11 protein-coding genes are annotated in these 13,484 nt (G+C 72.3%); 8 read left to right on the forward strand and 3 right to left on the reverse strand.

What is annotated here, in order from left to right:
* Window positions 1–58 precede the first annotated feature (58 nt).
* From rfbA to JWQ92_RS06260, 7 genes are all read left to right on the forward strand, one after another.
* Entirely contained in the window at window positions 59–931 is an 873-nt protein-coding gene (gene rfbA / locus JWQ92_RS06230) for a glucose-1-phosphate thymidylyltransferase RfbA (RefSeq protein WP_297343602.1), read from the forward strand.
* Window positions 928–1,929, forward strand: a complete 1,002-nt coding sequence (gene rfbB, locus JWQ92_RS06235) for a dTDP-glucose 4,6-dehydratase (protein ID WP_297343612.1) — start codon at window positions 928–930, stop codon at window positions 1,927–1,929. Before rfbA ends, rfbB begins: the two co-directional genes overlap by 4 nt.
* On the forward strand, window positions 1,929–3,323 hold the full coding sequence (locus JWQ92_RS06240) for a bifunctional dTDP-4-dehydrorhamnose 3,5-epimerase family protein/NAD(P)-dependent oxidoreductase (RefSeq protein ID WP_297343603.1): 1,395 nt from the start codon (window positions 1,929–1,931) through the stop codon (window positions 3,321–3,323). The genes rfbB and JWQ92_RS06240 overlap by 1 nt, the downstream gene beginning before the upstream one ends.
* A 112-nt stretch (window positions 3,324–3,435) precedes the next feature.
* Window positions 3,436–4,002 (forward strand): type 1 glutamine amidotransferase domain-containing protein, encoded by a 567-nt coding sequence (locus JWQ92_RS06245; protein WP_297343604.1) that lies wholly within the window; start codon window positions 3,436–3,438, stop codon window positions 4,000–4,002.
* A gap of 179 nt (window positions 4,003–4,181) precedes the next feature.
* On the forward strand, window positions 4,182–4,382 hold the full coding sequence (locus JWQ92_RS06250) for a hypothetical protein (protein WP_297343605.1): 201 nt from the start codon (window positions 4,182–4,184) through the stop codon (window positions 4,380–4,382).
* A gap of 111 nt (window positions 4,383–4,493) precedes the next feature.
* Window positions 4,494–6,197 (forward strand): right-handed parallel beta-helix repeat-containing protein, encoded by a 1,704-nt coding sequence (locus JWQ92_RS06255; protein ID WP_297343606.1) that lies wholly within the window; start codon window positions 4,494–4,496, stop codon window positions 6,195–6,197.
* An 89-nt stretch (window positions 6,198–6,286) separates the two neighbouring features.
* A complete protein-coding gene (locus JWQ92_RS06260; protein WP_297343607.1) occupies window positions 6,287–6,751 on the forward strand; it encodes a Fic family protein in 465 nt (154 codons plus the stop codon).
* A gap of 4 nt (window positions 6,752–6,755) precedes the next feature.
* On the opposite strand, the gene JWQ92_RS06265 is transcribed toward JWQ92_RS06260, so the two are convergent.
* On the reverse strand, window positions 6,756–8,705 hold the full coding sequence (locus JWQ92_RS06265) for a glycosyltransferase (protein ID WP_297343608.1): 1,950 nt from the start codon (window positions 8,703–8,705) through the stop codon (window positions 6,756–6,758).
* Between the two features lie 138 nt (window positions 8,706–8,843).
* Here JWQ92_RS06265 and JWQ92_RS06270 point away from each other — a divergent pair, with 138 nt between their 5' ends.
* Window positions 8,844–10,265, forward strand: a complete 1,422-nt coding sequence (locus JWQ92_RS06270; RefSeq protein ID WP_297343609.1) for a bifunctional cytidylyltransferase/SDR family oxidoreductase — start codon at window positions 8,844–8,846, stop codon at window positions 10,263–10,265.
* 72 nt (window positions 10,266–10,337) lie between these two features.
* Here the strand turns inward: JWQ92_RS06270 and JWQ92_RS06275 are convergent, their stop codons facing one another.
* Together JWQ92_RS06275 and JWQ92_RS06280 are read right to left on the reverse strand one after the other, a co-directional pair.
* A complete protein-coding gene (locus tag JWQ92_RS06275; protein WP_297343610.1) occupies window positions 10,338–12,077 on the reverse strand; it encodes a hypothetical protein in 1,740 nt (579 codons plus the stop codon).
* Window positions 12,074–13,484: CDP-glycerol glycerophosphotransferase family protein (locus JWQ92_RS06280; protein WP_297343611.1), on the reverse strand; the 1,411-nt coding region annotated here is incomplete at its 5' end. The genes JWQ92_RS06275 and JWQ92_RS06280, both read right to left, overlap by 4 nt.

Here is a 13,484-nt window from a genome sequence, read left to right on the forward strand (position 1 = left end):
ACGATGGTACGGGCTCGCACCATGCCTCCGTCAGGCGGATTCCGGCATAGTCATGTGAATGCGAGGAATCATCCTGGCCGGCGGATCCGGCACCCGGCTGCATCCGATCACGATGGCGATCTCGAAGCAGCTCGTACCGGTCTACGACAAGCCGATGATCTACTACCCGCTCACCACGCTCATGCTGGCGGGCATCCAGGACGTGCTCGTCATCACGACGCCGCACGACGCGGAGCAGTTCCGTCGCCTGCTCGGGGACGGCAGCCAGTTCGGTATCTCGATCACCTTCGCCGTGCAGCAGGAGCCCAACGGCCTCGCCCAGGCCTTCGTGATCGGCGCCGACTTCCTCGGCGGCGACAAGGCCGCCCTCGTGCTCGGCGACAACATCTTCTACGGCGACGGGTTCGGCACCCAGCTGCGCCGGTACACCGACGTCGACGGCGGCGCGATCTTCGCCTACTGGGTCGCCGAGCCGCAGGCGTACGGCGTCGTGGAGTTCGACGAGGCCGGCAGGGCCGTCTCCCTGGAGGAGAAGCCCGCGCATCCGAAGTCGAACTACGCCGTGCCCGGCCTCTACTTCTACGACCAGGACGTCGTGCAGATCGCGAAGGACCTGAAGCCGTCCGCCCGCGGCGAGTACGAGATCACCGACGTGAACCGCGCCTACCTCGAGGCCGGCCGGCTCCAGGTCGAGGTCATGCGCCGGGGCACCGCCTGGCTCGACACCGGCACCCACGACTCCCTGCACGACGCCGGCGAGTACGTGCGCACGATCGAGCACCGGCAGGGGCTCAAGATCGGCGCCCCGGAGGAGGTGGCGTGGCGGCTCGGCTTCCTCGACGACGAGGGCCTCCGCGAGCGCGCCGAGCGGCTCACCAAGTCCGGGTACGGCCAGTACCTGCTCGCACTGCTCGAACGGGGGAGGATCTGATGCGGCTGCTCGTCACCGGCGGAGCCGGGTTCATCGGCTCGAACTTCGTCCGCCACGTGCTCGACGCCTCCGAGCACACGGTCACGGTGCTCGACGCGCTCACGTACGCGGGCAACCGGGCGTCGCTCGACGGGCTGCCCGCGGAGCGCTGCTCCCTCGTGGTGGGGAACATCGCCGATGCGCCCCTCGTCGATCGCCTGACCGGCGACCACGACGCGGTCGTGCACTTCGCCGCCGAGTCCCACAACGACAACTCGCTGCACGATCCCCGGCCGTTCCTCGACACCAACATCATCGGCACGTACACGTTGATCGAGGCGGCCCGCCGGCACGGCACCCGCTTCCACCACATCTCCACCGACGAGGTCTACGGCGACCTCGAGCTCGACGACCCGCACCGCTTCACGGAGCAGACGCCCTACAACCCGTCCTCCCCGTACTCGTCGACCAAGGCCGGCTCCGACCTGCTGGTGCGCGCCTGGGTGCGGTCCTTCGGGCTGAAGGCGACGATCTCGAACTGCTCCAACAACTACGGGCCGTACCAGCACGTCGAGAAGTTCATCCCCCGGCAGATCACGAACGTGCTCGACGGCGTCCGCCCGAAGCTCTACGGCGCGGGCCGGAACGTGCGCGACTGGATCCACGCGAACGACCACTCGAGGGCGGTGCTGACGATCCTCGAGCAGGGCGTGATCGGCGAGACCTATCTCATCGGCGCGGACGGCGAGGAGGACAACCGGACCGTCGTGGAGACGATCCTCACCCTCATGGGGCGGCCGGCGGACGCGTACGACCACGTGCAGGACCGCGCGGGGCACGACCTGCGCTACGCCATCGACTCGACCAAGCTGCGCACCGAGCTGGGGTGGCGCCCGCGGTACGCCGACTTCCGGTCCGGCCTCGCCGCGACGATCGACTGGTACCGCGAGCACGAGGACTGGTGGCGGCCGCAGAAGGCGGCGGCGGAGGCGCGCTACCGGGAGCAGGGGCAGGCCTGATGGCGCTGGACCACACCAGGACCCTCGCCGCGACCGCGACGCCGATCCCCGGGCTCACGCTGTTCGACCTGCCGGTGCCCGGCGACAACCGCGGGTGGTTCAAGGAGAACTGGCAGCGGGCGAAGCAGCTGCCGCTCGGCCTGCCCGACTTCGGGCCGGTGCAGAACAACATCTCGTTCAACGACGCCGTCGGCACGACCCGCGGCATCCACGCGGAGCCGTGGGACAAGTACGTCTCGGTCGCCACCGGACGGATCTTCGGCGCCTGGGTGGATCTGCGGGACGGCCCGACCTTCGGCGCCGTCTTCACCGCCGAGATCGATCCGTCCCGCGCGATCTTCGTGCCGCGCGGGGTCGGCAACGCGTACCAGACCCTCGAACCCGACACCGCGTACACGTATCTCGTGAACGACCACTGGTCACCGGACGCGCGGTACACGTTCCTCAACCTGGCGGACGAGACCGTAGCGATCCCGTGGCCGATCCCCCTCGACTCCGTCGAGATCTCCGCGAAGGACGAGGCGCACCCGCGCCTCGCCGACGTCACGCCGATGGCACCGCGGCGCACGCTCGTGCTCGGCGCGAACGGGCAGCTCGGGCGCGCCCTGCGGGAGGCGCTCCCGGACGCGGAGTTCGCGGACCGGGCCTCGTTCGACCTCACGGATCCGGACGCGTTCCACTCGCGGCACTGGCGCGACTACGGCGCCGTCGTGAACGCCGCCGCCTACACGGCCGTCGACGCGGCGGAGACGGAGGAGGGCCGCCGGGCGGCGTGGGCCGTGAACGTCACCGCGGTCGCCGAGCTCGCGAAGGTCGCGACGGCGAACGGCATCACCCTCGTGCACGTCTCGAGCGACTACGTCTTCGACGGCACCCGGGAGGCGCATCCGGAGGACGAGCCGTTCGCCCCCCTCGGCGTCTACGGGCAGACGAAGGCGGCCGGCGACGCGATCGTCGCCGGCGTCCCCCGGCATCACATCGTCCGCACCAGCTGGGTGATCGGCGACGGCGCGAACTTCGTCCGCACGATGGCATCGCTCGCCGAGCGTGGGGTCGACCCGACCGTCGTGGACGACCAGGTCGGGCGGCTGTCGTTCGCGGAGGACATCGCGGCCGGCATCGCCCACCTGCTGGCGACCGAGGCCCCGTCCGGGGTCTGGAACCTCACCAACACGGGGACGCCGATGAGCTGGGCGGAGATCGCCCGGGCGGTGTTCCGGCTCACGGGGCACGACGAGGCCCGGGTCACCGGTGTCTCGACCGCCGCGTACTTCGCCGGCAAGCAGGCCGCCCCGCGGCCGCTGCGCTCCGTGCTGGAGCTCGGCAGGCTCACCGCGGCGGGCTTCACCGCCCGGGACCAGCTCGAGGCGCTGGAGGCCTACCTGGCCTCCTGATCGCCGGGTGCCAGCGGGCGCCCACCCGGCGCTGGTCCCCCGCCAAGACGACCGACCCAGCGTGGCGGGACGCGCGGCGCATCCTGCCGTGCAGGAACGGGAAGGAGCACCCATGGCGGACACCGACCTCACCGGACACGCGGTCCTGGCGACCGTCTCCCACCACGGCGTCGAGCAGGACGACCTAAAGGTGCCGATGCAGCACCTCAGGGATGCGGGCGCGCGCCTCGACGTCGCGGCGGCCGAGCGGAGCACGATCCAGACCCTGGTCGGCGACAAGGGCCCGGGCGAGCCGTTCGAACCCACGACCACGCTCGCCGACGCCGATCCGTCGGCGTACGACCTGCTGCTGATCCCCGGCGGCACGATCAACGCGGACACCCTCCGCCGGCAGGAGCGGGCCGTCGCGATCGCCCGGTCGTTCATCGAGGCCGGCAAACCGATCGCCGCGATCTGCCACGGCCCGTGGACGCTCGTGGAGACGGGCGCGCTCACCGGCAAGCACCTCACCTCCTACCCGTCGCTGCAGACCGACGTGCGGAACGCGGGCGGCGAATGGAGCGACGAGTCCGTCGTGGTCGACGAGAGCGGCTGGACGCTCGTCACCTCGCGGAACCCGAAGGACCTGCCGGACTTCACCGGTGCGATCGACCGGGTCCTCACCTCGGTCCCGGCCTGACCAGAACCAGCACAGCCCCGATCGAGCTCGGCCCGGCCCCGCCCGGCGCGTCGCGCCTCACGCGCGGCGATCTCCGGCAGCATGACCGGACCCGTCGGCGACCGCCCCCACCGCCCCGACACGGCGGACCCGCCTCCGCCGAAAGTCTCACCTTCTACTGTAACTTGAGGGCCATGGCGATGACCCTCAGACTCTCGACGGACGAGGACGCGATGCTCACGCGCCTCGCGCAGCAGTTCCGGACGTCGAAGAACTCGGCGGCCGCCGCGGCGATCGAGATCGCCGTGCCCAAGCCCGACCACCCGGAGTTCGTCGCCGCGGCGACCCGCCGCCTCCTCGACCGCTACGACGGCCTGATGGGGCGCCTCGCCGAGGCCTGATCCGCCCGGGCCCGAACTGGGGCTGCTCCGCCGACCGCTGGGCCCCCGAGACTCGACAGCAGCCCGGCGCTCGCGAGGCGCTGCCGTCCTGACCCGTGTCTCCGGAGCACCGTGCCGCGCCTTCCCTCCCTCCCGGTCCTCCTCGGCGCCCTCGTGACGGTCGTCGCGATCGCGGTGGCGCCCGTCGCCGCGGCCACCGCCGACGAGCAGCTCCCGCAATCGGTCGACTCGTCGAGCCCGGCCTCGACGCCCGATCCGACGGTCACGGCGACGCCCGACCCCACCCCGACGGCGACGCCCGATCCGACGCCGACGCCGACGCCGACGCCCGACCCGACGGCGCTCCCGACCCCGACGCCGACCCTGACGACCGCGCCGATCCCGCCGCGCACGTTCCACCTCGACTGCTCGGCGCCGATCGCCGGAGACGGGGTCACCACGCCCTGGAACCGTCCGGCCGACGTGTCCGGCCACGGCCCGTTCCGGGCGGGTGACCGCATCCTCGTGCGCCGTGGGACGACCTGCCGCGGCGGGGTCCGTCCCACCGGATCGGGCACCGCCGCCGCTCCCATCGTGCTCGGCGCCTACGGCACCGGCGCCGCACCGACGATCGCGCCCGCCGGCACGGCAGGCGGCACCGGCGCCGTGCAGCTCGTCAACGTGCACGACTGGACGGTGCAGGACCTCCATGTCACCAACCACGGGACCGGGCCGGTCACGCGCTTCTACCGGTCCGGTGTCCTGGTGCTCGACCGGGCGGGCGGACGACTGCCGGGCATCACGCTGCAGCGCCTGCGCATCGACCAGGTGACGAGCGACCTCGGCTACTCGGGCGGGGACCCGCGCGAGTACGGCGGCATCCAGGTGACGACCATGGGTGGCCTCCACGACGGGTTCACCGGCCTCCGCGTCCTGAACAGCACCGTGTCCCACGTGGGGCGCACCGGGATCGTCGTCTCCAACCACGAGTACCCGACGAGCGGGGACACCGGGGTGCGGATCTCGGGGAACACCGTGTCGTGGGCGCGCGGGGACAGCATCATCCTCCGGGGCGCACGCGACAGCCGGATCGACCACAACGTCAGCGCGCACGGCGCGGCGCTCTTCCCCTGCCCGCAGTGCGAGAAGGTCCGTGCGATGACGGCCGACGCCGGGATCTGGCCCGCGGCCTCGAAGCGCATCCGCATCGACCACAACGAGGTCTACGGCGAGCACGTGAAGGGCGGCGACGGCGAGGGCTTCGACATCGACTCGTCCGCCGTCGACGTGGTGCTCGAGGACAACTACGCCCACGACAACGGCGGCGGTGCCGTGCTTCTGTGCGGCTCCACGAACGCGGTCGTCCGGTTCAACATCTTCCAGAACAACCTCGCGTCGGCGATCGCCTTCATCGGGCGGTACCCGGCGAGGAACACGTCGATCTACAACAACACGATCTACCAGTCACGCAGCACCGCGGCCAACGTCGTGCGCACCTTCGACGGCAAGCGGGGCTCGGGCGTCGCCTTCTTCAACAACGTCGTGCTCAGCTACGACACCAGCCGGTACGTCTGGCCGACGCACGTCTCGAGCGCCGCGAACACGTACGTCGGCGTGCACAGGGCCGGGGAACCGCACGGTCCGGGCACGAGCACCAGGAGCCCCGGCCTCGTGCGCCCCGGCAGCGGCAAGGTCGGCATGACGACGCTCGGCGGCTACAGGAAGCGGACCTCGGCGCAGCCGCCCCACGGCAAGGGCATCCCGAGGTCGGTCGTCACCGACTTCTTCGGGCGACGCATCGATCCGAAGCACCCACCGCGGGGCGCCTCCGCCTGACCCGGCGCTCCGGCGCGGCCGACCCATGCCCCGCTCGGCGATGGTCGATACGCTGGGCCCGGCGCGCTTCATGCGCGTGCATCCCGTCCATGCCGCACCGGCGGCGCACCGAGATCGCTTGGGGTGAGGTGTCCACGGAGCTCCCACCGTCGCAGGTCCAGCAGACGGAGTACCTGAGCATCGACGACGTGGTCCAGATCGTCGAGATGTTCAGCGAGGCCCCGCTCCGCGAGGCCGTGCGGGACCTCGGACTGCTCATCGGAGCCGTCGAGCGGCCCGCGCTGAAGTACCGCGGGATGGACGTCTACACGCCCCTCGCCATGAAGGCCGCCGCGTTCATGGAGAGCCTCGCCCGCAACAACTCGCTCTTCGACGGGAACAAGCGGCTCGCCTGGCTCGCGACGAACGTCTTCCTCGAGCTGAACGGCGCGACCGTGCACTTCAGCGACAACGAGATCTTCAGCCTGCTGCGCGAGGTGCAGCAGGGCTACCTGGCGACGAACGAGCTCGCCCACCGGCTGCACACCCGGATCGGACCCGCCCAGCCCCGCTGAACCGTCAGCGACGCGAGCGGACCTGGCGGGCGGCCGCGCGCGCGGTGGCGGCGCCCCTGCGCCAGGTCCGGCGCACCCAGACGCGGACCTGATCGATCCGCCGCTCGCGGGGCGGATCAAACGGCCGGCGGACGACCTCGAACGCGCCCTCCTCGTCCACGTGCGCGACGAAGACGCTCGGCAGCGGACCGCCGGCGTCGACCGCGAAGGCGAGCCGGTAGCCACCCGGGGGCACCTCCCCCGTCGCCTCCAAGCGCCCCCCGTCCGGTCCGCCGACCACGGAGCCGTGCAGCTCGACGGCGTCCGTTCCGTCGAGCGGCGCGAGGACGACGGTGGCCGGGAGCCGGGTGGTGCCGGTGACGGCGACGTGCGGCAGCGTGACCACGAGCCCCTGCGGGGTGCCGGCCACGTCGCCCACCTGGGGCCGGGAGTCCTTCACCACGTTGCGCAGCCGCCCGGCGGTGTCGAGCGTGAGGTTGCCGCTCGTGCCGCGGTAGGCGACGGCGGCCCGCCCGGCGGCCAGCGCCGCCCGGGCGGGGCCGTGGTACCGCACCCTCGTGCCGCGCGACAGGCCCTCCCATCGGATCGCCCCGTACGTGTCCCACACCCAGTCCGACAGCGGCGCTCCGAGCGCCGCGTGCTCGAGGTCGACCTCGACGACCGAGCGTGCGACGGCCGTGACGAGGCCCTCCTCGTCCAGCGGCTCGAACGCGACCGTCGGCTCGTGCGGCAGCTCCCACGTCACGCGGTCGCGGCGGTGCCGCACGCCGACGGACAGCCGGAACCCGTCGAGCCGGTCGGTGACGTCGAGCAGGTCGGGCGGAAGCGCGGCCGCTATCTCCGCGGGCAGGATCCGGACGACCCGGTCGCCCTCGCGCCGGAACGCGAGCGGGCGGCCGTCCCGGGTGGCGAAGGTGCCACGGACCGTCATCCGGAGCCGGCCGTCGACCCACGCGAGCCGCTCGACCTCGACGGACGACGTGACGGCGGCGTCGATGGCGGCGAGGCGCTCGAGCAGATCGCTGCGCGCGTCCTCGACCAGCGCCGCGCGGGCCTGCTCCCAGAGGCCGAGCCCGTCCTCCCAGTCGCGCGGCACGTAGCGCTCCCGGATCCGCTGGGCGCGGGCGAGCGCCCTCGACCGCTCCTCCGAGGTCGAGCCGGCGAGCATCCGGCTGAGGCGCCCGAGCACCCGTCCCCGATACAGGTGCAGCAGCAGCCACCGGCGCGCGTCCTCGTACCCGGGCGCGTCGAGGGTGCGGTCGACGAACGCGACCAGGTCGTCGAGGCGGTCCCAGTACTCCACGCTCCGCGGGCCGTAGGTCTTCGAGTTGTTCGTCGCGCTGGAGTGCCACAGGTAGCCGGGGGTGTCCGCGAGGACGGCGACGTGCCGGGCGTGCCGCCAGACCTCGACGTTGACGTAGATGTCCTCCCAGAGCATCCGGCGCCCCTCCGGGAACCGGATGCCGTGCTCGAGCAGGAACTCCCGTCGGTAGAACTTGTGGGGCACCATCGGCAGCAGCGCCTCGATGCCGCCGGACTCGAGCGCGTTCGGCAGGTTCCCGTGCTGCAGGGCGGGCATCCCCCACCAGACGTCGGAGGTCTTCGACTCCTTCGGCGACAGCAGGTCCGCTGTCGTCTCGGCTGCGTACGCCGCGGCCCGCTCGAGCGCTTCGGGATAGAGCGAGTCGTCGTGGTCCATGAACAGCACGTACTCGCCGCGCGCCATCTCGATCGCCAGGTTGCGCGGCCGGCTCGGCCAGCCGGAGTTCTCGATGCGCCGCACCCGCATGTTCGGCCGCGTGGCCGCGTGCCGCTGCAGCCGCTCGAACGTGTCGTCGGGCGAGCCGTCGTCGATGACGATCGTCTCGAACTCGTCCTGCGGCAGGGTCTGGGCGTCGAGCGACCGGATCACCCGGAGGAACCCGTCGCCCGGGCGGTAGGCCGCGATGATCACGCTGATCCTCGGGCGATCCTGCACGGTCGTCCTCCCCCCGGTCCGATCCGCAGCGAGGATAGCGAGCCCCGCTCAGCCGCCGCTGCGCCGCACCCGTGGCCCGGGAGCGGCCAGGTGGCCGTCGCTAGGATCGCGGGCATGGCTACGACGGGGCAGCGGATGCGAACGGTGGCGGTGATCCTGGCGGGCGGGGTGGGGGTCCGTGCCGGGCTCGGGATGCCGAAGCAGCTCGCCCGGATCGCCGGCAAGCCGATCATCGAGCACACGATCGCCGCCGTGAACGCAGCCGACTGCATCGACGAGATCCTCGTGATGATGGAACCGAACCACATGTCGGCGGTCGAGGACCTCATCGAGCGGGGCAGCTATCCCAAGCTGACGCGGGTGTTCGCCGGCGGCGCGAGCCGCAACGACACGACGCGGCTCGCCCTCGAGCAGCTCGGCGACGACGAGTGCAAGGTGCTGTTCCACGACGCCGTCCGCCCCTTCGTGGACGAGCGGATCCTGCAGGACTGCGTCGAAGCCCTCGACCATTACGGCGCCGTCGACACGGCGATCCCGTCCGCGGACACGATCATCCAGATCAACACCGAGACGAACGTGCTGGTCGACGTGCCGCCGCGCTCGCTGCTGCGACGCGGCCAGACGCCGCAGGCGTTCCTGCTCTCCGCAATCCGCCGCGCCTACGAGCGGGCGGCCCGCGACCGCAACTTCGTCGCCACCGACGACTGCACGGTCGTGCTCAAGTACACGCCGGACGTGCCGATCGCGGTGATCGCCGGATCCGACGAGAACATGAAGATCACCGAGTCGATCGACGTGTTCATCGCCGACAAGCTGTTCCAGCTGAAGTCGGCCGAGCCGGGCGGCCTCAGCAACGAGGAGCGCGAGCGGGGGCTCGACGGCAAGACCGTGGTCGTCTTCGGCGGCAGCGAGGGCATCGGCAGGGCGATCGCCGATGCGGCGGAGCGCTTCGGCGCGACCGTCTTCCCGTTCTCGCGCACGGCGACCGGCACCGACATCCGCAAGCGGAAGAGCGTCAAGGCGGCGCTCGAGCTCGCCGCGGAGCAGTCGGGCCGCATCGACTTCGTCGTGAACTCCGCGGGCATCCTCGAGATGGGCGGGCTGGAGACGTTCAGCCACGAGCGCGTGAAGAACTCGATCAAGGTCAACCTGCTCGGGCCGATCATGATCGCGCAGGAGGCGCTCCCCTACCTCAAGAAGTCGAAGGGCCAGCTGCTCTTCTTCACCTCGAGCTCCTACACGCGGGGCAGGGCGAACTACGGCATGTACTCCGCGACGAAGGCGGCGACCGTGAACCTCACCCAGTCGCTGTCCGAGGAGTGGGCCGAGCTCGCGGTGCGGGTCAACTGCATAAACCCGGAGCGCACGAAGACGGGGATGCGCACGAAGGCGTTCGGCGAGGAGCCGGAGGGCACCCTGCTCGCCGCCGAGACCGTCGCGATGGCGTCGATCGACACCCTGCTGTCGGAGGTCACCGGGCAGATCGTCGACGTCCGCCGCCGGTCAGGGGCACAGCAGGCCCGAGTGGACGCGTAGCCCGGGCGACTTCGGACCTCGCGGGGCGTCATCGGCGGCCCGTCGTGCCCGATGCAACCCGTCGACCTCGCGTCAGCCGGTCGCTGGCCGGGCGAAGGCCCGGCGGCCGTGCTGCGCGGCGATCGCGTCGGTGACGGCGTCGCCGAAGCGCTGCGCGACGTCGCCGGTCTCGTCCCCGTCGAGGCGACGGCGGAGCGCCGCCCGCTGCGGGGCCCGGACGTCCGGACCGAGGGCGTCGTCGAGGGCACGGAAGACGTCCTCGGGCAGGTGCTCGAGCACGGCGCCGGCGCCGAGCGTCGGGAACATCGTCCGCATCGCCTCCGGCGTGCGGCCGCGGATGGTGCAGGCGGCGAACGGCAGGTCGAGACGGATCGCCTCGCTCACCAGCGGCGAGACGTCGAGCACCGCGAACGCGGCCTGGGCGAGCGCGGCGGGGACCTGCCCCGGGGTCAGCACGGCGTGCTCGAGTCCCCCCGCGGCGACACGCCGCCCGAGCGTCTCGACCGCGTCCGCGTAGTCCTGCAGCCTCGCGCCGGTCGGGGCCGCCGGCGCGAACAGGACCCGCACGTCCTGCCGGGCGAGCAGCGCGTCGAGCACGTCCGCCCCGCGCTCGACGAGGGACGACAGGTCCGTGCTGTCGAGCACGTTCTCCCACGTGGGCGCGTAGAGGACGATCGGCCGGTCGCCGAGCGCCGACGGCACGGGCTCCGACGGCTGCGGGCGGATCGGCCCGATCTCGCGGATGCGGTCCTTCCGGACGCCGGACGCGGGCCACGCGTACCGGTCCCGCCCCTCCGGGCCCGCCACCCAGATCTCGTCGTACATCCGCGCGATCGGGCTGCGGTTCTCCGGCTCGTCGGAGTCGCCGTGCCCGATGAGCACGTCGAAGATGCCGGGCACGCGGATCAGGTGGTTGTTGATGTTCGTGACGTCGCTCGGGTAGAGCGCGAGACGCACGGACGGCACCATGAACAGCTCGACGTCCTGGCTGCGCGGCGCGAAGACGACGGGCACGCCGCACCCGTCGAGGGCCGCGATGTGGGTGGGCTCCCGCACGAGCACGAGGCACGGCCGCCCGAGCCCGCGCAGCACCGGGGTCCAGAGGAGCACCTGCTCGACGGTGCCCCGCCGTCCGCTGAAGTGCACGACGACCTGGGGCGCCAGCTGCTCGATCGCCCCCTGCACCTTCGCCCGCACGGCGTCGTGGCTCAGCCGGTTGAGGAGCAGGTACTGCACGATGCGGCCGGCGATGTACAGCGCGACGACCGCGATCACGGCCAGCTCCGCGACCAGCGCGGCGGACGGCCGATCGGTCGCCTCCCCGACGGCGAACCCGAGCGGGAGCAGCAGGGTGAGGAGCGCGAGCGGGACGCTCAGCGCTGCGACCTCCCGGGGGACCACCGGATGGGGCAGTCCGGGGACGGCGAGGTTGCGCCAGCTCACCGGACCGCCGCCGCGACGCCACTCGCGCCGTCGCGCGAAGATGCCCGCCGCGTCCCGCCCGCCGTGCAGCAGGGCGACCGCGACGACGGCGAGGGCGACGATGACCGACCGCTCCGGCACGAACCGGGCGGCGAGCACCGCGGTGAGCACGTCGAGCGACAGGAGCCGGAACCGCACCCCGAGCTGCGTGCGCAGCAGCCGGGGCAGCAGGTCGGGCATCTGCCGGGACAGCCACAGCTCCGCGAGCACGAGGAGGACGGCGAAGACGAGGAACAGCAGCGGCGCGGGCAGCAGCGCCGCGATCACCAGCACGACGTACGCGAGCGCGACGCCGGCAGCCGCGGCGTCGCGGAGCAGCGAGCCGGTCACAGCTGCACCCCCTGCGGCACGTCGGAGGTGCGGATGCGCCGGTCGGCCCGCTCCACGAACCGGTCCACCTCGTCGAGGAACCCGTCGAGCGGATCCCGCTCCGCGCCGAGCAGGTACTCGGCGAGGGCCTCCCGGGCCGCACGCCGCGGGTCGACGCCTGCGGCGTCGGCGAGTGCGGCCCGCAGCCCGGCGACGTCGCTGCCGAGCAGCTCGGCGGCGTTCGCCGACGGGAAGAGGGCGCGGAACTCGGCATCGGGCACGTCCCGCGGGTTCGTCACCAGGTACGGCTTGCGGGACGCGAGGAAGTCGGTGATGACGCTCGAGATGTCGCTGATCAGCACGTCGGCCTCGTTGAACGCGGCGTAGAGCGCGTCCGGGGTGTTCGGCACGAGCCCGCTGCCCTCCCCGGCGCGGCGGAGCAGGTCCTCGATCGCCTCCCGCGCCTTCGCGGCCGCGCCCAGCCGATGCCCGGTGAGGGGGTGCGGCTTGAAGCGCAGCACGGCGCCGGAGTCGAGCACCTCGCGGACGATCCGCTCCCCCATCCGCGCCACCGACGAGTAGTCGGCCTCGTCGAAGAACCCCTCCCAGGTGGGCGCGTAGAGCACGACGAGCCGCTGACCCTCCTCGGTGGGCGGCACCGCCCGACGGATCTCGGCGAGCTGGGGGCGGCCGACGGCCCGCAGCACCGACAGGTCGATGCCCTCGTCGACGGCGGCGTACCGGTCGATCGCGGCGCGGCCCGCGACCCAGATCTCGTCGTACATGCGATTCAGGGGGCTGAAGCTGCCCACCTTGTCGCTGTCGCCGTGCCCGATGAACGAGTGCATCGGGCCGGGGATCCGCACCATCTCGTTGTTGCGCACCACGTTCGTCGGGTACAGCGCGACCCGGACCGACGCCGGCGTGACGGCCTCGAGCGTCGCCACGGTCGGTGCGACGACGATCGGGGTCGTCATCGCGGCGAGGGCGTCGAGGTGCACGGCCTCCCGCAGCACCACGAGCGTCGGGCGCCGCATCGCGTCGATCACGTTCGCCCACACCGTGAGGGCGTAGGTCCCCGAGGCGGGCGACGAGAAGTAGAAGACGACCTCGGGCGCGAGGGCGGCGACCGCGTCGGCGACGGCCGCGTACCGGTCGATGGCGGCACGGCCGGCGACCCAGATCTCGTCGTACATGCGGTTCAGGGGGCTGAAGCTGCCCACCTTGTCGCTGTCGCCGTGTCCGATGAACGAGTGCATCGGGCCGGGGATGCGCACCATCTCGTTGTTGCGCACGACGTTCGTCGGGTAGAGCACGACCCGCACCGACGGCGGCGTGACGGCCTCGAGGGTCGTGACGGTCGGGGCCACCACGATCGGCGCCCGCATCCTGGCGAGGGCGTCCAGATGGACGCCCTCGCGCAGCACG

Origin of the sequence: Amnibacterium sp. (assembly GCF_025463795.1) — a bacterium.
GTDB lineage: Bacteria > Actinomycetota > Actinomycetes > Actinomycetales > Microbacteriaceae > Amnibacterium.